This window comes from Rhizobium sp. Root1334, assembly GCF_001426665.1.
Taxonomy (GTDB): Bacteria; Pseudomonadota; Alphaproteobacteria; order Rhizobiales; family Rhizobiaceae; genus Pararhizobium.
On the sequence record NZ_LMEY01000002.1, the window covers coordinates 1 to 24,646 of the forward strand.

Here is a 24,646-nt window from a genome sequence, read left to right on the forward strand (position 1 = left end):
GAGCGTGTCGTTGCCAGCAAGGGCGCTGATGGTGTCATTGCCGGCAAGGCCGTCAATCGAGTCGATCCCTGCCGTGCCGGTGAGAACGTCATCCCCGCTTGTCGCGCCAGTAGGAACGGGAGGCTGCGGCACTGTGCCCAGACCAGTGTTCCCAGATAGGATCGGTTTGCTGCCATATAGCGAAAAATCGCCCCAGTAACCGCCGCCGATCTGGTTGTTGGTAATCTTGATCGTGTTTTCAACGACGGCGCCGCCGCCCTTGCGCCCGTCGAGATAGACGGTATAGCCGCCACCCACCAACCGGTTGTTGTCGACGGTGATGTTGGCCAGGCCACCGAAGGTGTTTTCCAGCATCAAGGCGGCTGTCTGGTTGTGGTCGTTGATGATCGTGTTGTGGATGAAATCGATATCGTGCCCGCCGTTGACCTGAATACCGTCGTAGTGCGGGTCTGCTTTTCCATTCCGAAGGTTGTGAATGTAATTGTCCTGAACGGAGGAAGGCCCCCACAGGGTCATACCATTCTCGACATCATGAATGTTGTTGCGCAAGAACGTCCCATGGCCGTAGACGCCATTATCGCTCAAGCCACGCCCGTCGATTTCACTGTCCTTGAGCGTAAAGCCGGTCGCATCATCCATGACCCTGAGGACATGCCACTCCGTATTGGAGATGAGCTTGATGTTGCTCAGCGTAACATTCTTGGCATCGATGATGATATCGCCAGTCACTTCCATATTGCTGATGACGGCGTTGTCCGTCGTAATATGAAGAGAGCCGGTATATTTCGTCATCGGGACTCCGGCCTTGACGCCGGTATTGGTCTCGTCGGGAAACCCTGTCGCTGCTGTCGCTGCTGTCGCTGCTGTCGCTGCTGTCGCTGCTGTCGCTGCTGTCGCTGCTGTCGCTGCTGTCGCTGCTGTCGCTGCTGTCGCTGTAGGGGCATTCGTGCCGGCGACGGAAGAAACGCTGACCGCGCTGGTGCTTGTCGCGCTCATAGCGGCTGCGGATTTCAACACGGGTTGAGAGCCTACGGTTTCCTCGGTTTCGATCGACGTGCCGGCCTTGGAGATACCACTCCAGCTACTTTCAGAGGGGGCAGCATTTACCTGGGCTGATGAATTGTTGAGGAAGTGAAGCGAATTCTGTTCAGCGGTAGTGCTCTCATCGCCAACGTCACGAGCGCTAAACCCCTCCATCACGTCGTGATCGCCGAGATGGGCGGAGTCATTGAACGTGGTTTTGGACGGAACCGTTGATTGCTGATCCTCGCTCGCCTTGTTCAGATCAATGACGTCGAGAGAATTCGCCTGAATGGCATCCTCGGTCAAAAAACCGCTGCTGGTTGTGTTCAGAAGTGTTCGTGCCACTGTGCTATCGCCTTTCTCCTCAGCCGTTAACCCCGTTTCAAGATGGTATTACGGGTAAGCCGGCTACCTCTTTTTAGGTAAGCCAAGCTTATAACAGCGAGGAGTAATGCAACTTTTAAGATGGCGCAACGAGGCTAAAATTAACCCGGTATATTGGGGCAAGGTGCCTAATTTCAGACTTAATATTGCCGCAAAATCCTTAAAATGCCGCTTCCGTTTGATATGCTTGCCAAATTTCTGGCCATTCAACGGAAATTAAAATATCGCAGGTTTTTTAAATCGTTACGCGAAAATGCAACCTTACGTGTGGCAATCCCTCTGAAAAGACTTGCAAAAAATTACTGAAGAATTTCAGAAGCTCAATGACGTCGCAGACGAGGAAAAGCTCGTATCTTTTTTTAAAAAATTTATTCTACGCAACCATAGGGATTTGTGAACGGTTGGATCAACCGGATTTTCGGCCGCCGGCTGCTTACCAAGCGTGCCAAAAAATACAGAAATTGAAGGGGATTATAGAGCTTGGTTGGCCGCGTGATTCGCTGGTGAGCCCGAACAGGAGCTCTGAACTGCCCGCGTGGCCGTGAGCTGGGCGCGGCTAACGGCCGAATGCAGCGCTCAACGCGGCGGCGCGATGACCTGATTTCATGGCCAGGCGCATCGCTTCTCCGGCAATGATACCCGATCGGAACAATGCCGAGGCGAATGCGCTGTGATGGCGGCGGTAATATTTGATGCGATTGGTCGTCATGAGCGCGGTGAGAAAATCGCTGCTGTGATAATCCCCGCCGATATGGATGGCCTGAGACGAGGGAACATAGAGCACGTCCAGGCCCGCAGCTCGAACGCGCTGAAGATAGTCGACTTCCTCACTGTAGAGGAAGAAGCTGTCATCCCAGTCGCCAATCACCGCGCGCGCATGAGCCGTGACCAGTAGGATAGCACCGGTGGCCCACTCGATATGTCCTCCATCCTGGTACAATGAAGCCTTATCGACGATTTCACCCAATCCCATGCGGGCGGCTAGTGTTCCTCCCAGCAGCGCTTCGGACCACGCCGTTGTTATCGATGGCTCACGGCGAATGGATTTGGCGACAACACCGTCCTCACCGCGGACTTGCGGCACAGCTACCCCAACCGAAGAACTGTTCATGCCTGCGTACAAGCGGCTTATCGAGCCGGGTTGCAGACGGATGTCCGGATTGAGAACAAGCAGATCCGAAGAGGAATCAATCGTCGCGGTGGCTGCGTTGATCCCTGCGGAATAGCCGCCATTGCGGCCGGTTACGATGACTCTTGCCCCGATTTCGTGTGCAGCCGCCAGTTCGACAGAATGATCGTGACTGTCATTATCGACGACAATCACTTCATATTGCTCAATGCCTTCAAGACCGGCGCGGAGAGAATCCAGCAAACCCGGCAGCACCGAAGCGCTGTTGTAGGCAACGGTGACGATCGAGAGTTTTCGCGTCCCCAAGGTGCCTGGGACGATCCTGTCGTCAGTCAGAGGCTCTCTTTGCTTTATCGAACCATCCATTTCGCGCCCCCATGTCCGGCGAGACCCGCGAGCGGGAGTTCTGCCATTCCTATTGGAAAAGGGTCGGCGTTAAAACACTGCAGAGAGAGGTAGAGGGTAAGTCCCGTCCAGCTCTGCGCTCATCCCAAAGCCGAATGATGGCCCGTCCGGGTAATACTATCGGTGCATGCCGGGACCAGTGCCTGCATGCTCCGGTGGCGCTTTTGTAAGTCTTTGAGTGCGCTGGCATATCTGTCAGGATTTTCTAGCATGTCTGCAGCAACCGACGGCTTTGATAGGTATTTCCAGCGTCTTTGCGCCGATCTTTGGTCAACTGCCTTTTCGTTCAGCGGCAAGTTATCAGGAGCTTTCATGCCAATTGATTTTAAGCATTCATTGCCATCGAGAGCCCGAAATACAGCACTGGACAGCATCGGACAGCACCCGCCTGCCGTTGAGCAAACCGGACGAGACGCGCTTGACCGATTGGAGGTCCTTGGATCAGTTTCGCCTCAGACAAGAACCCAGGCCAGCCGTTTTTTGAAGATTGCAAAGCGAGGCTTGCCACGCATGCACCGGGGCGGCGCGTTCGGGCACACATTGCGAGCGGTCAAAACAGATTTGCACTGGACGGAACATCTTGAAGGAGACAGCCTCCGCTATACCGCCATCGCCGCGCTTGGACTGTTCCAAGTCGACAGAACCACGCAGCAACAGATACTGGGCGGCAATACGGTACTCGATCTTGCAAATGCGTGTGTGGTTCGTGCCACGACGTCCGCCGATATGGGCGCGGTGGCGCTTGCTGCCTGGGCCGCAGCAGAGGCTGGGCGGTTCCATTCAATGCCGCTGTTTCGCCAGCTGGTACAGATACTCGCTTCAGATACGTCCATTGCGACTGTAGACTGCGCATGGGCATTGAGTGCCGGCCTGGCCGCGCGGCAATTCGGGGACACACGCGACGTCGTTTCCCTGGCAACGAAAAGGCTGATGTCGGGACGGTCCTCGTCCGGCCTGTTTCCACATATGCTTCCCGCATCGGCCAGCGGGCGTTTCCGGGCTCATATCGGGTGTTTTGCCGATCAGGTTTACCCGATACAGGCATTTTCCCGTCTTCATGCAGCACAGCCGAACATCGAAGCTCTGTCGGCAGCGGAAGCCTGTGCAGAGCGCATTTGCGCGCTGCAGGGGCCGGCCGGCCAATGGTGGTGGCATTACGATACGCGCAACGGCGGTGTCGTCGAGGGCTATCCGGTTTACAGCGTTCATCAGCACGCGATGGCCCCGATGGCGCTGCTCGAGCTCCGGGAGGCCGGAGGCACCGACCACTCGCAAGCGATCATCAAAGGCATGCGGTGGCTCGACGAGCACCCTGAGGTTTCGACGCCGCTCGTCGCAGCGGAAAAAGGTGTGATCTGGCGCAAGGTGGGGCGCCGCGAACCCCGCAAGATAGTCAGGGCGATATCCGCCGTGACGACGGCTCTGATGCCGGGGTTGCATGTTCCCGGCCTTGATAGGCTCTTCCCGCCGATCTGTGTGGACTATGAATGCCGGCCCTATGAACTCGGCTGGTTGATGTACGCGTGGCTTTCGGGAGGCGTGGTCGCACAGCTTTCCCTTAGCCCGGCAGGGGAGATGCCTGCAGTGTCCAAGGAGATTTGATATGCAAGGGCAGCGTCAACTTCTGTTCGGCATGTATATGGACGCCATGCGCATGGACGATGTCATCGAGCGATGCCGCACGGCGCTTACAACACGCCGGCCAATCCTTCTGGGGGTGCTTAATGCGGCAAAAATTGTCGAACTTCACAGGAATTCACTCCTGCGCGAATCCCTGATGGAATGCGATCTCTTGCTGGCGGATGGTCAATCCATCGTGTGGGCAAGCAAGTTGCTCGGCCGGCCTTTGCCGGAACGCGTGGCAGGCATCGATATCTTCACGCGTCTTCTTTTTCTCGCGCATCGCGACGACCGGTCCATTGCACTGCTGGGCGCGAAGCCCGAGATTTTGAAGGAAATGCGGCGTGTTATCGCGCAGCGTTTTCCCGGCTTGAGGATCGTCTATAGCCACCATGGATATTATGAAGCCGCAGAAGCAGGCCAGATCGCCGCCGATATTCGAGATTCCGGTGCCGATATGCTCTTTCTGGGAATGACATCGCCCAAGAAGGAAATATTTCTGGGCTCCTATGGCTCGTTGCTCAACGTTCCAGTGCTGCATGGCGTCGGCGGCTCTTTTGATATTATGGCCGGTCTGACTAAACGTGCGCCGGTCGCCTGGCAGAAAGCCGGAATGGAATGGGCGTACAGATTGCTGCAGGAGCCGCGCCGGCTGATGTGGCGCTACCTGAAGACCAATACCAGCTTCGTCCAGCTCACCGCCCGTGAACTGTTTCACCCCGCGCGTGCATTCAGGTTTGGCGCGAACCGGAATGTGGCGCCCGCCAAGTCCATTATGCCAGAAAAGCAACTTCGGAGCATTGCCGATGAGTGACGTATTCAAGAGCAGAGTTGCCATTCTCGGCATGGGATATATCGGGTTGCCCACGGCTGTGGCGATCGCGACGCGCGGCGTCGATGTGATCGGTGTCGACATAAATCCGGCCACCGTCGCAGCCCTGTCGCGCGGGGAAGTACCGTTCGTCGAACCGGATCTGGCCGTGGCTGTCAGCGGTGCCGTCGCCATGGGCCGGCTGACCGCGACGACGGAGACCCCGGAAGCAGAAGCCTTCATCATCGCCGTTCCGACGCCGTTCAACGAGGACCGGACCGCTGACCTGTCCTATGTGAAAGCCGCTGCGGAGCAGATCGCTCCAAGGCTGAAACCCGGAAACATTGTCGTTCTTGAGTCCACGTCCCCTCCTGGAACTACACAGAAAGTCGGAGACTGGATCGGAGCCCTGCGCCCGGACCTGAGAATGCCGCGTGATGGCGAAACCGGCGCCGACATATTTGTCGCACATTGCCCCGAGCGCGTTCTTCCCGGCCGCATCATGATCGAGATGATCACCAACGACCGCGTCGTCGGAGGCTTGACGCCCAGATGCGCGGAGAAGGCGGCGTCCATTTACCGCCTGTTCGCTCAAGGCGAGATCCTCTTAACCGATGCGGCAAGCGCTGAAATGGCCAAGCTGGTGGAAAATGCCTATCGCGATGTCAACATTGCTTTCGCCAATGAAATCTCCCTGATCAGCGAAAGCCTTCATATCGACGTCTGGGAAGTCATCCGCCTGGCCAACCGGCATCCGCGCGTCAACATTCTCAGCCCGGGACCGGGTGTCGGCGGGCATTGCATCCCGGTCGATCCCTGGTTCATCGTTTCCGCGGCACCCCAGTTGTCACGCTTGATCCGTACGGCGCGTGAGGTCAACGATCATCGGCCGCATCACGTCGCCGGGCAGGTGGTGGAAAAGGCAAAGCGGTTCCGTTCGCCGACGGTTGCCTGCCTGGGCCTGACCTTCAAGGCAAATGTCGATGATGTGCGCGAAAGCCCCGCTATAGAAGTCGTCGGGCTCATTGCACAGGCGCTGCCGGATGTGGAGATTCTTGTAGCGGATCCCTATGTCAGTGCTATGCCAGGATTGTTGTCCAAGTATGATAATCTCCATCTCGAGGGTGCGTATCAGGCGGTGGAGCGTGCGGACATCGTGGTGCTTCTCGTCGAGCACGAACCATTCAAGGCCATGAGGCACACCCGCCTGGCGGGAAAGGTCATTTACGATACGCGCGGCGCTTGGCACTGAAGCAGCCAATACTGTAGCAAGAAAAGGCTTTCTGCGGATACGACAGGAACGGGCAGAATGAGTTTCGAGCGCGTGGCGGATTTCGATATCGTGGTGATCGGGGGTGGCATTGTCGGGTTATCGACAGCCATGCAGATGTCACAACGATTTCCAGGCCTTACCGTCGCCGTCTTGGAAAAGGAGTCGATGCTTGCCAGTCATCAGACCGGGCGCAACAGCGGTGTTATCCATGCCGGCGTTTATTATGAACCTGGCAGCCTGAAAGCACAATTCTGCCGGCAGGGCAGCGCTGCGACGATGCAGTTCTGCAAGGACTATGGCATTCGCTTCGAACAGCGTGGCAAAATGCTCGTGGCCACCAGCCTAGAAGAGTTGCCACGCATGGAAAAGCTCCATGAGCGTGCCGTCGCCAACGGGCTTGAGGTCCATCGTGTCAGCAAGGCTGAGTTGACGGAACGCGAACCACATATTGCCGGTGTCGCAGCTCTTTTCATTCCAGCCTCGGGGATCGTCGATTATGGCGAAGTGACGCGGCGTATGGGTGCGCTTCTTCTCGAAGCCGATGGCACGATCATGACCGATGTTGACGTTACCCGCATCGATGAGCAAGCAGGCGGCGTGGAGATTACGCTCGACACGGGAATGCTGCTCACGGCCCGCCATGTGATTGTTTGTGCAGGCGTCAACGCAGACCGTCTGGCGCGAATGTGCGGCCTTGCCAAGGATATTGCAATTGTTCCCTTCCGCGGCGAGTATTTTCGTCTCGGCGCCGATAAGAACCGCATCGTCGAACACCTTATTTATCCCATCCCGGAACCATCCCTGCCATTCCTTGGGGTGCATCTGACGCCGATGATCGGCGGGTTCGTGACGGTCGGCCCCAACGCCGTGCTGGCCTTTGCCCGCAATGGCTACACTTTCGGTAACATCAATCCCCGGGATCTCTGGGAGATGGTACGTTTCACTGGGTTTCGCCACGTCATTGCAAAAAACATGCGCTATGGATTGGGTGAGATGGCCAATTCGCTCAGCCGCCGCCGATACCTTGCGCTGTGCCAACGTTATTGCCCAGAGCTCGAGCTGGCGGATCTGCATCCGCATCCCGCAGGCATCCGCGCCCAGGCGGTCAGCCGCGACGGCCGCCTGCTGCATGACTTTCTAATCGAGCGCACGGCCCGTACGGTTCACGTGCTCAACGCCCCATCCCCTGCAGCCACCTCGGCGCTGCCGATCGGCAAGCATATCGCCGATATCGCCGAGGTGCATTTCGGATGCTCGTGACGTCCTCCGGCAGTTGACCTCCAGCGACTCTCCTGAGGGGCCCAGCGCGGCCGCGCGCGTATATTGTGTCCTTGGATGCCAGTCTGCGCCGGGCCTTGGTGGATGCTTAAACCACAAGGCGAGCTGGCGTTGACCTCACATACGTTTCAATCAGGTCGACGACATGCTGCCGTCGTTCGGTGACGATCCGGTCCGAGGACAGGTCAACGCCGAATGTGACCGACAGCGTGTAGCGGCTGGAGATGTGAATGAAGCTCAACGCGACAATCGATATGTAGAGTTGCATGGCGTCGATGCCCGGCGGGATCTCGCCACTGGCTTCGCCTCGATCAAGCAGTGTCTGGATGGAGCCGATCAGCGGCCGCGACGATCGTGGTATGCTCTCTATCGTGCGGATGAACTCTCCCTGCAACAGGTTCTCCGCCAGAACCATTTTGATAAAGGCAGGCGTTGCCGCCATGTAATCGAAGGTAAAGGCGGTCAGCGCCGCGATTCCTGCTACCGGGTCGCGGTCCAAAATGTTGAGCCCGGCTTCCTTGCTGCGCAGGTCGTCGTAAACGTCCTGGAGAGCGGCCTTGTAGAGCAGCTCCTTGCTCTGGAAATAGTGGTAAAGCATCCGGATATTGCACCCCGCGCGCTCGACGATGCGGGCGGTACTGGCGCCGCTCAGGCCGTGTTCGCAGAACTCCACTATTCCCGCTTCGAGGATGGATTTCCGCGTCGCCTGGGCGTTGCGCGAGCGAGTGCCTGTTGTTTCCTGCTGGTGATCACCGTTGCCCGCGTCACTCATTCTGCATCCATCCTTCATTGTGCCAATCGGCAGTGAATCTTTCTATCGCATCTGGTCATCGAGGCAATTGACAACTAAGTAAGTAATAGCATACTTACAAAAAAAGAGGAGCTGCTTTTTGCGGGGCAAAGAGCGAATTTGAGGAGCGTCCGCCTGGAGAAGGCGGGCGAAAGAGGGGAGGGGCTTGTGATGAAGGCATTCAAGAGAATTCTATTGCTGGGTGGCGCCGTTGCCGCGATGGCCGGTGGAGCTGCACAGCAGGCGCAGGCGCAGAAAGCCGACCAAATCACGGTTGCAATTACGGAGGGCATTACCGGGAACAATCCTTATGCGGACTCCGTGGTCCTCATCGGTTCCATCTGGTGTCAGGTCTACGGCTGCCTGACGCGCTGGGATTTCGAAACCGGCAAGTTTGTTCCTTTCCTGGCCGAGAGCCTGGAGCCGGAAGACGACTTGAACTGGATACTGACGCTGCGGTCGGACTGGAAGCGCCACAATGGCGAGCCGGTCGTTGCCGCGGACGTGGTTCATTCGATCGACCGCTCGCGCAATGATCCGGAGAGCATGTCCCAGGCTTCGGTACAGTACATCGAAAAGGCCGAAATTCTCGACGAGCGCCGTTTGCGCATCACGACAACCCAGAAGATGGCGACGCTGCCGAACTATCTGGCGACGATGCAGGTCACTTCCAAGAAAATCTACGATCAGCATGGTGCGAAGGCGGCCGATCGCGAATATCCATTTGGCGCCGGTCCTTACCGGCTCGTCGAGGTCGGTATTGGCAGCCATATCGTTATCGAACGTGTCGATGATCACCCGATGGTGGAGCCGACCAACCCGAAGCGGATCATCTACCGCATGATGGCTGAGCCTGAGCAGCGGGTGACGGCGCTGGCCAATGGGGAAATTCAGATTGCCCAGGGAATTCCTCCGCAGCTCGTCGGCCGGGTCCAGCAGTTGCCGAACGCGACGGCCGAGATGGTCGATTCCGCAGAGGCAATGTTCATCGCGATGAGCCCTAAGACTAAGCCCTGGGATGATTCGAAAGTGCGTCAGGCGGTCTGCCACGCGATCAACCGCGAAGGTATTGCCAGAGCTATCCTCGGTAATCAGGTGACGCTTCTGAATGGACCGGTGGGCGAGGGCCAGTTTGGTTTTGATCCAGGCTATGTGTCGCCGATCGACTACAATCCGGAGAAAGCCAGGAAACTGCTCGAAGAAGCCGGCGCCGTTGGCGCGGCCGTTGATCTCTATTCGCCGGTCGGCCGTTACATCGCCGATCGTCAGATCGCCGAGGCAGTCATCCCGATGCTTGAGGATGTAGGCTTCAAGGCGACGCTCCAGACGCCCGAATGGGGAACCCTGTGGACCAATGTTCAGCGTGGCGAAACCCCATTCTACTATATGGGCCGCGGCAACATGCTCGACCCTTCGCCGGCGCTGGCGCAGTATTTCGAGACCGATGCCTCGCCTCGGCTGAAGTACTCCAATCCTCAGGTCGATGCTTTGCTTCAGGCCGAACGCCAGGAATTCGATCCTGAAAAGCGCATTGCCATGCTCTCCAAGGCCATGGCGGCCATCACAGAAGATGCTCCGGCCTGCTTCTTGTGGCTGCACAAACTCTCCTGGGGCGTGGCCAAGGGTGTCGATTACAAGCCGAGCAAGGCCGACCGGGTCAACGGCTGGGAAATCCATCTGCGCTAGCCGCGACCACCTTTCACGCCGGGGCGGTCTGACACGTTGCCCCGGCGCCTCCCTCCTCAAGAGCTCCAAGGATCTTCCATGCTTGGCTACACGCTGAGACGCGTGGCTGGCACCATTCCGGTGTTGTTCATGGTCTCGCTTCTGATTTTCGCATTGGTCCAGTTCGCCCCGGGCGATCCGGTGGACATGTTGGTAAGCGACGAGGCGACTGAAGAGGTCAGGCTGGCGATCCGTTCGGCCTGGGGTCTCGACCAGCCGGTCTACGTCCAGTACCTGACCTTCCTCAAGAACGCAGTGATGGGCGATTTCGGCCAATCCTTCCGCTATCGCGAGCCGGTCATGGATCTCATCCTGCAGCGCCTTCCAGCGAGCCTGGAACTGGCCATCTACTCGACGCTGTTGGCGGTTGGCATCGGTCTCCCTCTCGGCGTCTGGGCGGCCAGCCGGCCCAATTCGTTCATCGATACGATCGGCTCGATCGGTGGATTCTTCGGGATCAGTCTGCCGAACTTCTGGCTCGGCATACTGTTGATCCTGTTGTTTGCGGGAACCTTCAACCTGCTGCCCTCTGGCGGCCGGGAAACCTGGGGCCTGAATGTCGAACGCGTCACGGGATTCTTGACGATCGATTCCATCATTGCCGGGCGTTGGGACGCATTGTGGGACGCTCTTCGCCATCTCGCGCTTCCCGTCGTCGTGCTGGGCACCAACATGACCGGCATCATCATGCAGATCACCCGCGCCTCGGTTCTGGAGAACCTGCAGGAAGATTATGTCATGACGGCTCGCGCCAAGGGCATGTCAGGACGTGTCGTGCTGTGGCGTCATGCTTTCCGCAATGCGCTCATTGCCGTCATCACGATTATCGGCCTCGAATTCGGTACGCTCATCAGTGGCGCCATCATCGTTGAAACCGTGTTCGCCTGGCCGGGCATCGGCTACCTGTTGCTGCAGGGCATCTCGTTCCGCGATTTCCCCCTGATCACCGGCCTGGTTCTCGTTTACACGACGATGTTCGTTCTCATCAACCTCGCGATCGACATGATCTACACCGTCGTCGATCCGCGCATCCGTCTGGGGTGACTAAGATGGTTCGTTCCTCCAAAACTCGACAGCTCGCACAGGCGCTAAAGTCGCCGAAAGGTGCCTTCAGCCTCGTCGTAATCGGTCTTTTGTTGCTGGCTGCTACTTTTGCTCCGTTGATTGCACCGTTTGACCCGAACCGCCAGGATCTGATGCTTGCGATGACGCCGCCGCAACTGACCGGGCCGCATTTCCTCGGCACCGATCATGTCGGGCGCGATATGATGAGCCGCATTATCTACGGTTCACGCGTCTCTCTGCTGATTGCTGTCGCCGTCGTTCTCTTTTCGGGCGTGGTCGGCGTCACACTGGGCGTAACGTCCGGTTACTACGGTGGCCGCGTTGATTCGATCATTCAGAAATTTCTGGAAGTCGTTTGGGCATTCCCGCCTCTCCTGCTCGCCATTTCCATCGTCGCCTTTCTCGGCCAGGGACTTGGCATCCTCATTGTTGCGCTGGCATCGCAGCGCTGGATCCCCTATTGCCGCCTTGCTCGAGCCGAAGCATTGACCTTGCGTGAACGGGAATTCGTTTCGGCGGCCCGCTCGCTTGGCGCCAGCGATAGCCGGATCCTGCGTACGCACATCCTGCCCAATCTCATCCAGTCGGCGTTGATCGTTGCCACCTTCGCCATGGCGACCGCGATCATCGCCGAATCCAGCCTGAGTTTTCTGGGCCTTGGAGTACCGGCCTCGACCCCGACCTGGGGTGGTATGCTGTCGGATGCGCGCGCCTATATCAGCACGTCATGGTGGATGGCTCTGTTTCCGGGCCTCTGCATCTTCTGCACCGTTCTCGCCATCAACCTCCTGGGTGATGTCCTCAGAACGCATCTCGATCCCCGTCTGAGCCGCGCGTGACGGTTCCAAATTCAAGAAAAGAAGGATTATCGCATTGGTTGAACGTATTGAAACATCGATGGCGGACGGCGCCCTCAAGAGTATGGCCGTTGTCCATAACGACATGGTCTTCCTTTCGGGTGTCCACGCAACGGACACCAGCGGCGACATCAAGGAGCAGACACGCGAGGTTCTACGCAGCGTCGATCGTCTGCTGGAAGCAGCCGGATCCAACCACAAGTCGATTTTTGTCGTGCATGTGTGGCTGAAGGACATGCGCTATTTCGGGGCAATGAATTCCGTGTGGAACGAATGGGCAGACCCGGCGCATCCACCGGCGCGGACTTGCGTCAGCGGAGAGCTCTACCGTTCGGACGTTCTCGTCGAGGCGGTTGTCATCGCCTACCGCGCCTGACCGGCCTTCCGAAGGAGAACCCCATGGAACTGAGAGAACTCGGGAAGAAGGATGGCGCTGGCCATCAGCCACGCATATGCCTTGGCAAAGCGTCCGACACGCTGGCATCCGTGTGCCTGACCGCCCCGGACAAGACCGGTGACCTGAAGGATCAGTCGCTGCAGATCCTCAATGCCATCGAAGAGTATTTCCAGAGCGTTGGCTCGTCGCGAAAGCAGATCCTCATGGTGCAGGTCTGGCTGTTTGACATGAACGAGTACCCGGCGTTTTGCGAGCTGTGGAACGACTGGATCGATCCCGAAGGCGTGCCAGCTCTTTCGATCGTGACAGGGCATGCGGCGCGTCGCGATTGTGCGGTTGAAATCCGCGCCTACGCCGCCTGCTGATACCGCATCAACTGCCAAACCTGGAGACGACCGTGACCGAGAACCTGCTCAGGATTTCCGATCTTGCCGTGAAGTTTCGTGGCGTGCCGGATGGTGCGCTTGCCGTCAAGGGCATCGACTTGGCCATCGGCCGCGGCGAGGTCGTGGCGATCGTTGGAGAGTCAGGATCGGGTAAATCGGTTACGGCCAAATCCATCATGCGGCTGGTCGAGTTCATGGGTGCGGAGATCGTGCGCGGTCGTGCCATGCTGAGCGAAGGGCCGGGTGTCGAGACCGATCTCCTGGCCCTTGGCGAAGCACGCATGCAGGCCGTGCGGGGTGACCGTGTTGCCATGATCTTCCAGGAGCCGATGACGTCTCTCAACCCCGTGCTGACCATAGGCCAGCAATTGTGCGAGGTGGTAGTCAAACATCGCAAGGCCAGCAAGGCTGAGGCCGGCAAGATCGCACTGAGCGCACTGGAGCAAGTGCGTATCCCCGAACCCGTGCGCAGGTTGAAACAATATCCGCACGAATTGTCGGGCGGCATGCGCCAGCGGGTCATGATCGCCATGGCCATCCTGTGCAAGCCGGACCTGCTCATCGCGGATGAGCCGACGACTGCATTGGACGTGACTGTGCAGGCCGAAATTCTTGCGCTTCTGAAGGCCATTCAACGTGAGACCGGCATGGCCATTCTCCTGATCACCCATGACATGGGTGTCGTGGCCGAGATCGCCGACAAGGTCGTGGTCATGCTGCGCGGTGAAGTGGTGGAAAGCGGCGATGTCCATGCCATCTTCAATGCGCCCCAGCATGAGTATACTCGCCGTCTGCTCGATGCGGCGCCAAAGCTCAGCAACCGGCTGGAATGTGGCCCGCTAAGCGTGGTTGAGACTCCAACACCGCCGCCCGGGCATGCGGTCAATCCGGAGATAGTCCTCAGCGTCCGCAATCTTGTGACGCGCTTTGCTGTCCGGCAAGGCATGTTCCAGCGTGTCGTCGCCAACGTTCACGCGGTCGAAGACGTGTCCTTCGATCTTCGAGAAAAGGAGACGCTGTCGCTGGTGGGCGAGAGCGGCTGCGGCAAATCGACGACCGGCAAAAGCATCATGCGCCTCGCCCGGCCGAACGGCGGCGAGGTGCTGCTTCAGGGGCGAAATCTTGAAGGCGTCGGAGCATCCGAAATGACGCAGATGCGCAAGCGCATCCAGATGGTCTTCCAGGACCCGTACGCGTCGCTCAATCCTCGCATGTCCATCGAGCAGATCGTGGCCGAGCCGTTGCGCATCCATCGTCTTGGAACCTCGTCTGAAATCCGGGATCGCGTCTTCAGCCTTCTCGATAGGGTTGGCTTGACCCGGGCGCAGGCGAGCCTTTACCCGCACCAGTTCTCGGGTGGCCAACGGCAACGCATTTGCATCGCCCGTGCTCTGGCATTGAACCCCAAGGTAATCATCGCCGACGAGCCGGTTTCTGCGCTCGATGTTTCCATCCAGGGCCAAATCCTCGACCTGCTTGCAGAAATTCAGGAGGAGTTTGCGATCTCCATCCTGTTCATCTCTCACGATATGGCTGTCGTCGAGCGTGTCAGTGATCGCATCGCTGTGATGTATCTGGGTGAAATCATCGAGATCGGTCCGCGAGACGCCGTCCTGGGTTCGCCAGCGCATCCATACACCCAGCGGCTGTTGGCCGCCGTGCCGATCGTGCACCCGGATCAACGCCGTAGCCGCGTAATTGGCGCGCGGGAGCTCAAGAGCCCCATACGTCCGCCAGGCTATCGGCATGAGACGCCGCCCTTGAAAGTGGTCGGCTTCGAACATTATGCCCGCATAGCCTAGCCATCCTTCGGCCGCGAGCCGGCATTCCACTCGGGTATTCGTTCGGTCCGTTTGGGATCCGGACCTAAACTCCAGTGCCGGCAACAGAGCCGATGACAGGACAGACACATGCAGGGCCATTACAGCTCGCGTTGGTTTTTTTTGATTGCCGTCGCGGCTATCGGCCTCAATCTTCGCCCGTTTATCACCAGCGTCGGGCCACTTGCCGAGACCATTCGCGCAGCCACCGGCCTCGGGTCGCATGGCCTTGCGATGCTCACGTTCGTGCCGATGCTGCTGATGGGTTGCTTCGCATTCCTCGGCCCGGCTCTACAACGGCTCGCCGGAGCACGTCCATCGGTCGTCTTTGCGCTTGCCGTTATCACTTTCGGGACGCTCTTGCGGTACTTCGTTTCCAGCGCATGGGCCATGGTGGGCAGCGCGGCCGTGATAGGTTTCGGTGTTGCAATCGTCCAGGCGATCTTCCCGGGCATGATCAAACGGGAGCTCCCGCATCGTGCTGGCCCCATCATGGGACTCTATTCCGCCACGCTGCTGGGCGGGGGCGCGCTTGGCGCGCAAGCCTCTCCCTTGCTTATGGAAATGACAGGAAGCTGGCATCTCGGGCTGGGTTCGCTGGCGATCCTGGGGTTGGCGGCTGCAATAATCGCATGGTTTGCCCTTCCCATCGAAGGCCCCGGAATTTCGGAGGAAAATATAGTCAGAAATTTGCTTGCAAGGCCACGATCCTGGTTGCTTATGGCGTTTTTTGGTCTGGTCAATGGCGGTTATACGTCGGTCGTGGTCTGGCTCGCCCCGTCCTATCAGCACCTCGGGTGGAGTGCATCGGCGAGCGGCAGCCTGCTTGCGGTGATGGCCATTTGCCAGGCCGCCGCTGCCCTCATCTTGCCGGCGTTGGCGTGGCGTACCGGATTGGATCGCCGGCCATGGTTGTGGCTGACGCTTGCGTGCCAGTTTGCGGGTTTTGCCGGCTTTGCGACTGTGCCCGGCTCCGCACCGTTTCTGTTTGTCGCATTGGTTGGCATCGGGCTCGGCGGGTGCTTTGCCCTGTCCATGGTGGTGGCGCTCGACCATTTTTCGGACCCAGCATCGGCGAGTGCGCTTTCAGCGCTGATGCAAGGCGGCGGCTTCCTCCTGGCGGCCTGCCCACCCCTGATCGTTTCGGGCCTCCACGATTTGACGGGCGGATTTGCCGCCGGCTGGAAATGGCAGATGGGCAGTATCCTGGTTGCATTCATTCTGACCATGCGACTGGCCCCCCACGGTTATGCGGCTGCGCTGCGCACTGTCCCAAAGACCGCCGGGACTGGCGGGCCGTAGAGAACGCATCCTGTGGTGTGCTTAAACCTTAGCCTGGAATACGCTCCACTTCGCCAGTTGCTGCAGCTATTGAGACGCATTCTCCAATGCACAGATGTAGATGCGATCTCCAGCGGTTCTGGCGGGTGCTGAACCTGTCCGACCGCGACATCAGGCTCCGCAAGGTGGGGGCGATGTCGGGGTCGGGGTCGAGGTTGCGTCGCCCATCACCGATGACAAGCTCGTCCCTTGGGGATTTCAAAACGAGGCCACACAACGGTTTGATGATCCCCGCCGTCATCGCACTTCGGTGCATGTGGATCAGTGTGGGTCGAGCCTTCGTATACCGTAAATTGCCGCTCTGGATTAAATGGTTGTAAATAAACACTGCCCGAAGAGTAAGTGCATCCTTTCCTTTCGCTGCAGAGTTTATGACATGACTATCCTGGGATTTCCGGCCACTCGCCGGGCGTTGGCCTTGTTACGTTGCCGATCCGGCAATTTTGCACTCATGGCCGCGCTGGTGATGATACCGCTGATGATTGCTGTCGGCGTCGCCATCGACTTTGCAGCGGCCCTCAGCCGCAAGACCGATATGCAGAACGCAGCCGATGCAGCGGCGTTGGCAGCAGCAGCAGATGGCGCCGGAGCGGAGAACACCGTCGCCTATGGTCTTCTTGACGCACACCTGAGTGCTGACACCATGAAGGGCGCTGAGGAAACACCAACCTGGGAGCATCAAGTCACTGTCGAACGTGACAGCGTCGCGGTTGTTGTCGAAGAAGATTATCGAACCGCCGTCATGCAGATGTTCGGGTTCAAAACGATACCAATTTCCGTCTTGGCGAAGGCTGCCAGAAAGGCCGGAAGTCCCGCCTGCATCCTGATCCTCGATCCGGCCAAGGCCGATGCGTTGAAGATCGTGAATGCGAACTCGGTGATCAATGAGTGCGGTTTTCAGGTGAACTCGTCGCATACGCAACGGGCGTTCTACATTGAAAATCAGGGCAAGTTCTCTGCACCGTCGATCGCGGTCAACGGCAAGTCCAAGCTTGGGTCAGGCAAAATGATCTCGCCGCCGCCTGTGGATGGCTCTCCCGTTGTCCCCGATCCTCTGGCTGGCATGCCTGAGCCAGATGCGCGAACGGCTGCCTGTACCTCGAACGGCCTGAAGACGATCAACAGTCAGGCAAAGATGTCAATTGAACCGGGTGTATATTGTGGTGGCCTGACGGTGAACGCCGCCGACGAGGTTACGCTGAAGCCTGGCGTATACGCTTTTCGAGACGGTGCCTTCACCTTGAACACATCCGCCAGGGTGACAGGAAAGGACGTTCAGTTCTATTTCGAAGATGCGCAGTCACCATTGCTGTTAAACGGTGCCGCGATCCTGCAAGTATCGGCTCCGACCAAGGGTGAGCATGCCGGTATCCTGATGTTTCAAGGGCGCAAGGCAATGGATAGCAATGTGCAATTCCGTATCAATACATCTGCGGGTAGCTTCTACAATGGCCTGATCTACCTGCCATACGCGGTAATCGACTGGAACGTCAGCGGCAGCCTCAATACGGAATCGAGCTATACGGCGCTGATCGCCAAAGTGTTGAACCTTTATGTATCGGGCACGGCGCTCTTCAAGAAACCGACGCAAGACGGGAATGATTTTATACCCACCGGGCTGTCCGGCGGCCGCGGTATCCGGCTGGTGGAATAGTGCTGACACCGCACCCGGAAACTGGTGCGGTGATAAAGAGGATCGAGCAGCGTGTGTCACGCTACAAGGTCGCACGGCTCGATCGCCGCCGGCTAACTCTACGGCGCCACGAAAACAGCCGGCGTGGCTCGTTTTGTTCAATGCTGTGGCCACTTTTATCAACGAACAATGCTGTGCAGGCCCATTAGAAATGAGGGGATTACTCCTTCATAAGACCTCCACTCAGGTGGCAGACCAGACCTCCAGGCGTGCTTGTTCAAAGCGGCCCATCATGGCGTGGATCGGTTCTACATCGGGCATTAGGCAAGCGGCTGTCGACAGTGCATCGGCGATGGCCGCGGAAGGGGCTGATACCGAAATTGCGCGCCATTTTGCTGGCGCAGGCATTCCTGTCTCAGGATCGAGGATATGTCCGTCTCTTCCAGCCTGATCGAAGGTCGTGCCCAGAGGAGCGGATGTGGCGAGCGCGCGCTGGCGCAACGCCAAATGTTCGCCAGTTTCCAGTCGCACCGGCCATTCGCCGCCCTCGGGCCGTCCTCCGAGGGCACGTAACTCACCGGTGTCGATCAGAATGTCGGTCAGGCCCTCGGCTTCCAGAAGCACGGCAACCCGGTCGGCGACGTAGCCCTGACCGATCCCGTTCAGCGTCAGCGCCATGCCGGGCTGCAGAGTGATCGCCGCAGCGTCGAGTTTCACCTTGTCCCAACCAGTCTTGCGCCGCGCCTCTTCGATGGCCCGCGCATCGGGTCGGCTGCTCCGTGCGGCGGCCTCTGCCCAGAGCGTCCAGAGAGGTTGCACGGTCGGATCGAACCGCCCGTTGCTCGCTCGCTGAACGGCGCCGGCGATTGACAGGCATTCCAGCAGTTCGAAGGGCGGGGCGTCGAGATGGCCCTCGCTGTTCAGCCGGGAAAGCGCGCTTTGCGTGCGGTAGAGGCTGAGAATGTTTTCCAGTCTTTCGATCTCGGCCACGACGCGGGTCGTGATGGCTTCGGCCTCGGGATGGTCGAGCCTGATCGAGGCGCGTGCGCCGAGAGCTTGGCCGGTCCAGAGCCGGCTGGCTCCCGTCTTGGCGTGGGCAGCGGCAGGCAGAGCGGCCATAACGGCGGAAATGGCGAGCAGGCGGCGTCTTGTCAGCATCATGGGTCAACCTCCGGCTGGATTTGGCAGGGCGCGCAGACGGCCGAGATAATCATCGTCGTCAGGTGCAGTTTCCGTATCGGTTTCCACCGGGGCCAGGACCATGGTATCGGTGATATCAGCAAGCGCCAGCACATGGCCGCCCTCCGTCAGGGTGAAAGCGCCAGCGCGCTCCCGGCTGGAAAAGGGCACTGTCTCCGGCGCGCCCATGCCGCCTCGCCGCGCGGAATCGACAACGTAGAATGCCTTGTCGGCGGCAATCCAGTTGCCGTCACCGGGCTTATCCCACGTTGCTCCGGCAATCCCCATGTCATTGACATAGACGGCGAGGATTGGTGCGATCTGCTCGGGTCCGCGCATAAAGGCAATGGCGTCGCGTACCTGGCTGAAGAACAACGGCGCGGGATTGCCTTCAAGGAAGACCTGGGCCTTGGGGCCGGGATGCTCCAGAAGGTTCATCTGGCAGTAATGGCCGAGGGTCTCGGGTGTCAGGTCCTGCGGCGTGGTATTATTGGCCACGTCCTCCTTGCAGGCGGACAACAGCGCGAGCATTGCTACGAGCAGTACGGGGCGAAGGCGGATTCTCATGGCATCACCTTCCGGAAGGCTGCGACGGCAAATGCGATGGCGGCAAGCGGCCATAAAAGAAGAGAAGCGGCCGATTGCCCGAGGGGGATTGTGCCCGCGGCGCCACCGATGCCGCCGGCAACGGAGACAGCTTCCGCTGCCGAAAGATTGAAGACGCGGAAGGCGTCGGCCGGATTGGCGAGCAGTGCCACAGGCAGGGCATGCGTCGTGAAAGCCCCGCCTCCGTCCGTGACGATCAGCGCCAGCAAAGCGAGGTCGTAGAGCACAACGGCCACCAGCCAGAGTGCTATGGCCAATCCCGCCGCCCCGGAGGGGCGCCGCGCCAGCGCGGAGAGCGCATAACCCGCACCGAGGAAGGTCGCCCCCAGCAAGACCGAAGACCAGATCAGCCGCCACAGCGAGCCAAGCCCTGCGATTGCGCCTGGATCTGACCAGATGGCCGCCAGTGCTGCCGCGCCATAGCCGAGCGTCACCGCAAGACCGAGGATTGCCAGGTGGGCCAACAGCTTTCCGAGCAGGATCTGCAGGCGCGAAACAGGATAGGTAAGCAGAAGCGGCAGCGTGCCACGCTCCACCTCGCCTGCCACCGCGTCGAAACTCATCAACAACGCCAGCAACGGTACCAGATAGACGGCAAGCGACGTCAAGGACGCAACGGTCACCGAGAGCCGGTCCACGCCGACATCGCCCGTCGGGGCAGAACCAGCGGCGGCCAGAACCAGCGCGAACAGCACCATCATTCCGGTGGCGATGGTGACCCAGCGATTGCGGAAGGCGATGCGGAATTCGCTCATCGCGGTGGCGAGGATGCGGCTCATTGTCCATCCCTCCGGCTGAAATGGCTATAGATGTCTTCAAGGCTGGGCGGGATCACATCGAGATCGGCAACAGCGCTCTCAAGCGCTGCGATACGGGCCAGGAGCGGCAGTTTTTCCGCCTGCGAGCAGGAAAGACGCAAAAGACCGTCATCCCCTTGCACGCCTTCGGGAAAAACCGCCGCCAGGGATGCCGCATGGCCGGGCGCGGGACGAACAGAGAAGGCGACCGGCAGCGCGGCGCGGGTGCGCAAATCCGCAAGCGTACCTTCCGCCACCAGTTCCCCGCCAGAAAGAATGAGGATGCGGTCGGTGCGGGCCTCCACCTCCGTCAGCACATGGGAGGAGAGCAGGATCGCGGTTCCCTCGGCGGAAAGGCCGTCGAGCAGATCGTAGAAGTCGCGTCGCGATACGGGGTCGAGGCCCGAGGTTGGCTCGTCCAGCACCAGCAGACGGGGACGGCCGATCAGCGTCTGGGCCAGGCCCACACGCTGGCGCATGCCCTTGGAATAGGTGCCGATCCGCCGCCGAGCGGCATGGGTCAGACCTACGCGGGAAAGAAGCTCCGTGGCCTGGCTCGGGTTTTCGCCGCGTAGGGCCAGATAGTGGCGCAGCTGCTCTTCCCCGGTAAGGGCCGGATGGAAGGCGACGTTTTCCGGCAGATAGGCGACCTGTACCCGCGCGGATGCCGATCCAGGGTGAGCGCCGCAGACTGACACCTCGCCGCCATCAAAGGGAATGAGGCCAAGCACGATCTTCATCATCGTCGATTTGCCGGCGCCGTTGTGGCCGAGTAGCGCCGCACGTTTTCCCGGCGCAAGCGTCAGCGAGACCTGCTTCAACGCTTCGACGGACTGAAACCGCTTAGTGAGCCGAGAGATTGTCAGGGTCGGTGTCATCATAATTTCCTTCGGCCCAGCGACCGGCGGCCTCGGCTTCGTAGCCAAGAATTTCGGGAGGGACGGATATGGTCAGGGGGCGCATCAGTGGCGCGCTGTCGCGCACGCCTCCGGGCAGCGTGGCGGGAAAGTCCCGCTGGCTCCAGCGTACGAGTTGCATGGCGGGCGAGCCGATCAAAAGGCTCGCCGCCGGCTGGGACCAGAGAATTTGGTCCATCAGGTCGTTGGGGCGGTAGAAACTGTCAGCGATGCCGTCGCCGTTCAGGTCGAAGGCAGGATGGTCGGACCAGAAATTGCCTCGACCCTCATGGCTCCATTCCATGTTGCGGGTGCCGACATATTTCACCTGCTCGCGATTTGCGATGAAGGCATTGCCGGTCAGCACGTTCTTCTCCGATCCGGCGGTGAAGTGAATGCCGATACCGCAGGTCTCGAACCGGTTATCCCAGATGAGGTTCTTGTGGGCATTGTAGATGAAGAAACATTTCTTCGTACCGCCGCGCACGAGGTTACCGGTAACGTCGGCATTGTTGGAATAGTTCAGCATCAGCCCGTGTTCGCGGTCGCCAAGGCTCAGATTGTTGAGGATCTTCGCCCGGTTGGAGAACATGATGGCGAAGCCGAGATGGTTTCCAACGGAGACATTGCCGGAAACCTCGGTGTTACGGGTGTACATGAAGTGCACGGCAAAGCGCAGGTCGCGCATGATGTTACCGCGATAGACACTGTCGGAGCTGGCGTTGGAGAAGATACCGTCGCGGCCGTAACGGATAGAATTGCCCTCCAGCAGCGTGCCGGGGCTATTCCAGACGTAGATGCCGTTGCCGCGTTCGTTCATGCGCGGGCTGTTCGTTCCGATGATCTCGTTTTGCACGACGGTGGCGTTTCGGCCGCCATGCACGTCGATGCCATGCATGTTACCCGTGACGAGTAGCTTTTTGATATGGGCGCGGTCGGCGCCCTGAAGGATTTTCACGCCGGAATCGAGGTCCTGGTTCACCCGGCCGGACCCGGTGACGGTAAAGCCTGTCAAGGTCACATCCGGCGCGGAAACCGTCATCACGCTACCTTGGCCCTCTCCGTCCACCACCGCTCCGCGGGGGCCGAGAATGGTGAGCGGACGGTCGACGATGACGGGGCCGCGATAGGCCCCGTCGGTCAGTTTCAGCACATCGCCGGGGGCAGCCCCGGCGATGGCCGCCGCGAGGCTGCCCGTTCCCGGCACAACAGCGCGCTCCGCCGCTGTAAGCGGCGACGCGAGAAGAAGGCCGGTCAGGAGAACGGACAGACGTATCATCGCTCAGGCGTCCTTCGGTTCCACGAACATGCGCCCCCGCATTTCCATATGCAGGGCGTGGCAGAACCACTGGCAGTAGTACCAGTAGACGCCGGGGTTGGCCGCGACGAAGGTGACGGAACTCGTCTGCTGCGGCCCGACCTCCATCGCCACGCCGTGATTACCCATGGTGAAGCCATGGGTAAGGTCATCGATCTCGTCGAGATTGGTGACGATCACCGTGACCTCGTCGCCCTCCTTCACCGTGAAACTCGGCTGACTAAAGCTCGGCGCGACCGAGGTCATGTAGACGCGAACCTTGTTGCCGTCGCGGATCACCGCCTCGGTCCATTCGTCGATGTCGACATCGTCGGCTTCGGCCTGCTTGCGCGTTTCGGCCCATAGCGGATCCTTGCGGTCCCAGACCGAGCGGATGTTCGGCAGGATCGAGGGGGCGACGGCGATTGCGTCATGTGGCTCGGCGAAGGTCGGGCCGTCATGCACCAGCACCATCTTGTCGCCGGAAATGTCGATCAACTGATCGTTTTCCGGCTTCAGCGGGCCGACGTTCAGGAAGCGGTCCTTCGAGAATTTGCACAGGCAAACGAGCCAATCGTTAGCGGCATCCAGCGTCTCGCCCATCACCGTCTTCAAGTGGCCGGGCTGATACTGAACGTCCAGCTTGTCCTTGATCGGATTGATCTTCTCGCCGGCATAGGCGCGGATGGCCTCGTCGATGTTCCACTTCACCACCTGGCTGTCGAGGAAGAGGGAGGTGTAGGCGTTGCCGCGTCCGTCGAAGGCGGTATGAAGCGGACCGAGGCCGAGTTCCGGCTCCGCCACCACGGCGCTGCGGGGCTCGGCATTGTCGTAGAAGATGGCATCGAACTTCGTCACATCAAGCACGGTGACGGTGGGCGACAGCTTGCCGGCGACGCAGAGGTGCTTCTTGTCCGGCGCCATGTTGCAGCCATGGGGGTTGTTGGCGATCGGGATGTAGCGGGTGAAGAGGGATTTGGCCTCCTTGCGCCCGTCCACCACTTTGACGCCGTTGATCTCCTCGTACTGGCCGGCCGCGATTGCCTTCTCGATCTCCGCGAGGTTGAAGACGACGACATGGTCCATTTCGGACTTGGTCATCTCCTCCAGCGTCATGCCCATTTCGGAGTTGTAGCTGGTGGAGAACGCCCACTTGCCCTCGTAGTCGGCATCACAATTGTCGAGATTGCCCGATACCTTCACCTGCCAGGCCACGTCCCACTTGTCCGCATCGACAGCCGTGAAGATATTCACATAGGTTGACACGTCCGTCATGGTCGAGCCGTCATTGATGAGCGGCGCTTCGTCCTCGCCGTTGCAGAACACATAGTTAGACCGCGGCCATTTCTGCGGACGCATGCCGTGGATACCCTTGGCATTGGGGATTTCGAGGATAGCGTCGGTCTTCATTACGTCACAGCGCACCCGCGCCACGCGGGTGTTGGCCTTGTCGTTCATGAACAGGTAGCGGCCGTCATATTTCCCGTCGGTGAAGGACATGTGGACGTGGTGAAGGTCACCGTTGTCGTGAATCTGCTTGCCGTTGGCGGCAAGCTGCTTTTTGGTCTTTTCCGACATCGAACGCTGGTGAATGCGGATCGATTCATTGGTCTGGCCCCAGCCGGTGGCCGAGCAGCGGTTGAACACCGGTACCCGCATCAGTTCACGCATGGAGGGGATGCCGAGAATACGCATCTCGCCGGTCTGGCCCGAGGACCAGAAGCCGTAATAGTCGTCCAGCTTGCCGGGTGCGACCGACCCGTCGGCGCCGGTGGCGGCGCGCGCCGGGGTCGCCAGCCCCACTGTGCCGAGGCCCAATGCGGCAGGACCCATCGTCCCGGCCAAAACGGCACTGCCCGCTGTGGCACTGAACAGCGCTCGGCGGCTCAATCCTTTGTTTTCCTTCGATTCCATAATCGGACTCCTGTTTGTAA

The 24,646-nt window shown here is 59.4% G+C and carries 20 protein-coding genes and 1 pseudogene; 12 read left to right on the forward strand and 9 right to left on the reverse strand.

The window, feature by feature from the left end:
• Positions 1-1,368: pseudogene (locus ASD36_RS31260) on the reverse strand (hypothetical protein); the annotation flags it as partial.
• A 595-nt stretch (positions 1,369-1,963) separates the two neighbouring features.
• Complete coding sequence (locus tag ASD36_RS07465; RefSeq protein ID WP_082562696.1) at positions 1,964-2,902, reverse strand: glycosyltransferase family 2 protein; 939 nt, start codon at positions 2,900-2,902, stop codon at positions 1,964-1,966.
• 249 nt (positions 2,903-3,151) lie between these two features.
• Between ASD36_RS07465 and ASD36_RS07470 the strand changes: the two genes are divergently transcribed.
• The 4 genes from ASD36_RS07470 to lhgO all read left to right on the forward strand — a co-directional run bounded on the left by ASD36_RS07470 (position 3,152) and on the right by lhgO (position 7,905).
• Positions 3,152-4,543: a hypothetical protein gene (locus ASD36_RS07470; protein ID WP_244489760.1), complete on the forward strand. Its 1,392-nt coding sequence runs from the start codon at positions 3,152-3,154 to the stop codon at positions 4,541-4,543.
• A 1-nt stretch (position 4,544) separates the two neighbouring features.
• Positions 4,545-5,375, forward strand: a complete 831-nt coding sequence (locus tag ASD36_RS07475) for a WecB/TagA/CpsF family glycosyltransferase (protein ID WP_060509558.1) — start codon at positions 4,545-4,547, stop codon at positions 5,373-5,375.
• On the forward strand, positions 5,368-6,624 hold the full coding sequence (gene wecC / locus ASD36_RS07480; protein WP_060505017.1) for a UDP-N-acetyl-D-mannosamine dehydrogenase: 1,257 nt from the start codon (positions 5,368-5,370) through the stop codon (positions 6,622-6,624). Before ASD36_RS07475 ends, wecC begins: the two co-directional genes overlap by 8 nt.
• Positions 6,625-6,696: 72 nt before the next feature.
• Positions 6,697-7,905, forward strand: coding sequence for an L-2-hydroxyglutarate oxidase (gene lhgO, locus ASD36_RS07485; protein WP_082562711.1), 1,209 nt, complete (start codon positions 6,697-6,699; stop codon positions 7,903-7,905).
• 106 nt (positions 7,906-8,011) lie between these two features.
• Here the strand turns inward: lhgO and ASD36_RS07490 are convergent, their stop codons facing one another.
• The gene (locus ASD36_RS07490; RefSeq protein WP_060509563.1) at positions 8,012-8,695 is read right to left on the reverse strand and encodes a TetR family transcriptional regulator; all 684 of its coding nucleotides are present in this window, start codon (positions 8,693-8,695) and stop codon (positions 8,012-8,014) included.
• 189 nt (positions 8,696-8,884) lie between these two features.
• On the opposite strand from ASD36_RS07490, the gene ASD36_RS07495 reads away from it, so the two are divergent.
• The 8 genes from ASD36_RS07495 to ASD36_RS07530 all read left to right on the forward strand — a co-directional run bounded on the left by ASD36_RS07495 (position 8,885) and on the right by ASD36_RS07530 (position 17,958).
• A complete protein-coding gene (locus ASD36_RS07495; protein ID WP_060509564.1) occupies positions 8,885-10,399 on the forward strand; it encodes an ABC transporter substrate-binding protein in 1,515 nt (504 codons plus the stop codon).
• Between the two features lie 78 nt (positions 10,400-10,477).
• Entirely contained in the window at positions 10,478-11,482 is a 1,005-nt protein-coding gene (locus tag ASD36_RS07500) for an ABC transporter permease (RefSeq protein WP_060509566.1), read from the forward strand.
• Positions 11,483-11,487: 5 nt separating this feature from the next.
• Positions 11,488-12,342, forward strand: coding sequence for an ABC transporter permease (locus ASD36_RS07505; protein ID WP_060509568.1), 855 nt, complete (start codon positions 11,488-11,490; stop codon positions 12,340-12,342).
• 34 nt (positions 12,343-12,376) lie between these two features.
• The gene (locus ASD36_RS07510) at positions 12,377-12,736 is read left to right on the forward strand and encodes a RidA family protein (protein WP_200954884.1); all 360 of its coding nucleotides are present in this window, start codon (positions 12,377-12,379) and stop codon (positions 12,734-12,736) included.
• 23 nt (positions 12,737-12,759) lie between these two features.
• The gene (locus tag ASD36_RS07515; protein WP_060509573.1) at positions 12,760-13,122 is read left to right on the forward strand and encodes a Rid family hydrolase; all 363 of its coding nucleotides are present in this window, start codon (positions 12,760-12,762) and stop codon (positions 13,120-13,122) included.
• A 32-nt stretch (positions 13,123-13,154) separates the two neighbouring features.
• Positions 13,155-14,945: an ABC transporter ATP-binding protein gene (locus ASD36_RS07520; protein WP_082562699.1), complete on the forward strand. Its 1,791-nt coding sequence runs from the start codon at positions 13,155-13,157 to the stop codon at positions 14,943-14,945.
• Positions 14,946-15,053: 108 nt separating this feature from the next.
• The gene (locus ASD36_RS07525) at positions 15,054-16,265 is read left to right on the forward strand and encodes a cyanate transporter (protein WP_060509583.1); all 1,212 of its coding nucleotides are present in this window, start codon (positions 15,054-15,056) and stop codon (positions 16,263-16,265) included.
• A gap of 415 nt (positions 16,266-16,680) precedes the next feature.
• Positions 16,681-17,958, forward strand: coding sequence for a pilus assembly protein TadG-related protein (locus tag ASD36_RS07530; RefSeq protein WP_162252440.1), 1,278 nt, complete (start codon positions 16,681-16,683; stop codon positions 17,956-17,958).
• Between the two features lie 222 nt (positions 17,959-18,180).
• Here the strand turns inward: ASD36_RS07530 and ASD36_RS07535 are convergent, their stop codons facing one another.
• Genes ASD36_RS07535 through nosZ form a run of 6 tightly spaced genes read right to left on the reverse strand, consistent with a single transcriptional unit; the run spans position 18,181 to position 24,626 of the window.
• Complete coding sequence (locus tag ASD36_RS07535) at positions 18,181-19,098, reverse strand: FAD:protein FMN transferase (protein WP_060509586.1); 918 nt, start codon at positions 19,096-19,098, stop codon at positions 18,181-18,183.
• A 3-nt stretch (positions 19,099-19,101) separates the two neighbouring features.
• On the reverse strand, positions 19,102-19,683 hold the full coding sequence (locus tag ASD36_RS07540; RefSeq protein WP_060509588.1) for a nitrous oxide reductase accessory protein NosL: 582 nt from the start codon (positions 19,681-19,683) through the stop codon (positions 19,102-19,104).
• A complete protein-coding gene (locus ASD36_RS07545; RefSeq protein WP_060509589.1) occupies positions 19,680-20,501 on the reverse strand; it encodes an ABC transporter permease subunit in 822 nt (273 codons plus the stop codon). The genes ASD36_RS07540 and ASD36_RS07545 overlap by 4 nt, the downstream gene beginning before the upstream one ends.
• Positions 20,498-21,397 carry an ABC transporter ATP-binding protein gene (locus tag ASD36_RS07550; RefSeq protein WP_060509591.1) on the reverse strand — a complete coding sequence of 300 codons (900 nt, stop codon included), beginning with the start codon at positions 21,395-21,397 and terminating at the stop codon, positions 20,498-20,500. The genes ASD36_RS07545 and ASD36_RS07550 overlap by 4 nt, the downstream gene beginning before the upstream one ends.
• A complete protein-coding gene (locus ASD36_RS07555) occupies positions 21,363-22,694 on the reverse strand; it encodes a nitrous oxide reductase family maturation protein NosD (RefSeq protein ID WP_060509593.1) in 1,332 nt (443 codons plus the stop codon). The genes ASD36_RS07550 and ASD36_RS07555 overlap by 35 nt, the downstream gene beginning before the upstream one ends.
• Before the next feature lie 3 nt (positions 22,695-22,697).
• Positions 22,698-24,626: a TAT-dependent nitrous-oxide reductase gene (nosZ, locus tag ASD36_RS07560; RefSeq protein WP_060509595.1), complete on the reverse strand. Its 1,929-nt coding sequence runs from the start codon at positions 24,624-24,626 to the stop codon at positions 22,698-22,700.
• Between the last annotated feature and the right edge of the window lie 20 nt (positions 24,627-24,646).

Excerpts from the sequence above, each read along its gene's own strand:
- ASD36_RS07545 (WP_060509589.1), bottom strand. The coding sequence starts at position 20,501 with ATGAGCCGCATCCTCGCCACCGCGATGAGCGAATTCCGCATCGCCTTC.
- ASD36_RS07475 (WP_060509558.1), top strand. The coding sequence starts at position 4,545 with ATGCAAGGGCAGCGTCAACTTCTGTTCGGCATGTATATGGACGCCATG.
- nosZ (WP_060509595.1), bottom strand. The coding sequence starts at position 24,626 with ATGGAATCGAAGGAAAACAAAGGATTGAGCCGCCGAGCGCTGTTCAGT.
- wecC (WP_060505017.1), top strand. The coding sequence starts at position 5,368 with ATGAGTGACGTATTCAAGAGCAGAGTTGCCATTCTCGGCATGGGATAT.
- ASD36_RS07525 (WP_060509583.1), top strand. The coding sequence starts at position 15,054 with ATGCAGGGCCATTACAGCTCGCGTTGGTTTTTTTTGATTGCCGTCGCG.
- ASD36_RS07505 (WP_060509568.1), top strand. The coding sequence starts at position 11,488 with ATGGTTCGTTCCTCCAAAACTCGACAGCTCGCACAGGCGCTAAAGTCG.
- ASD36_RS07555 (WP_060509593.1), bottom strand. The coding sequence starts at position 22,694 with ATGATACGTCTGTCCGTTCTCCTGACCGGCCTTCTTCTCGCGTCGCCG.
- ASD36_RS07495 (WP_060509564.1), top strand. The coding sequence starts at position 8,885 with ATGAAGGCATTCAAGAGAATTCTATTGCTGGGTGGCGCCGTTGCCGCG.
- ASD36_RS07535 (WP_060509586.1), bottom strand. The coding sequence starts at position 19,098 with ATGATGCTGACAAGACGCCGCCTGCTCGCCATTTCCGCCGTTATGGCC.
- ASD36_RS07500 (WP_060509566.1), top strand. The coding sequence starts at position 10,478 with ATGCTTGGCTACACGCTGAGACGCGTGGCTGGCACCATTCCGGTGTTG.
- ASD36_RS07550 (WP_060509591.1), bottom strand. The coding sequence starts at position 21,397 with ATGACACCGACCCTGACAATCTCTCGGCTCACTAAGCGGTTTCAGTCC.
- ASD36_RS07490 (WP_060509563.1), bottom strand. The coding sequence starts at position 8,695 with ATGAGTGACGCGGGCAACGGTGATCACCAGCAGGAAACAACAGGCACT.
- ASD36_RS07530 (WP_162252440.1), top strand. The coding sequence starts at position 16,681 with ATGACTATCCTGGGATTTCCGGCCACTCGCCGGGCGTTGGCCTTGTTA.
- ASD36_RS07540 (WP_060509588.1), bottom strand. The coding sequence starts at position 19,683 with ATGAGAATCCGCCTTCGCCCCGTACTGCTCGTAGCAATGCTCGCGCTG.
- ASD36_RS07465 (WP_082562696.1), bottom strand. The coding sequence starts at position 2,902 with ATGGATGGTTCGATAAAGCAAAGAGAGCCTCTGACTGACGACAGGATC.
- ASD36_RS07515 (WP_060509573.1), top strand. The coding sequence starts at position 12,760 with ATGGAACTGAGAGAACTCGGGAAGAAGGATGGCGCTGGCCATCAGCCA.
- ASD36_RS07470 (WP_244489760.1), top strand. The coding sequence starts at position 3,152 with ATGTCTGCAGCAACCGACGGCTTTGATAGGTATTTCCAGCGTCTTTGC.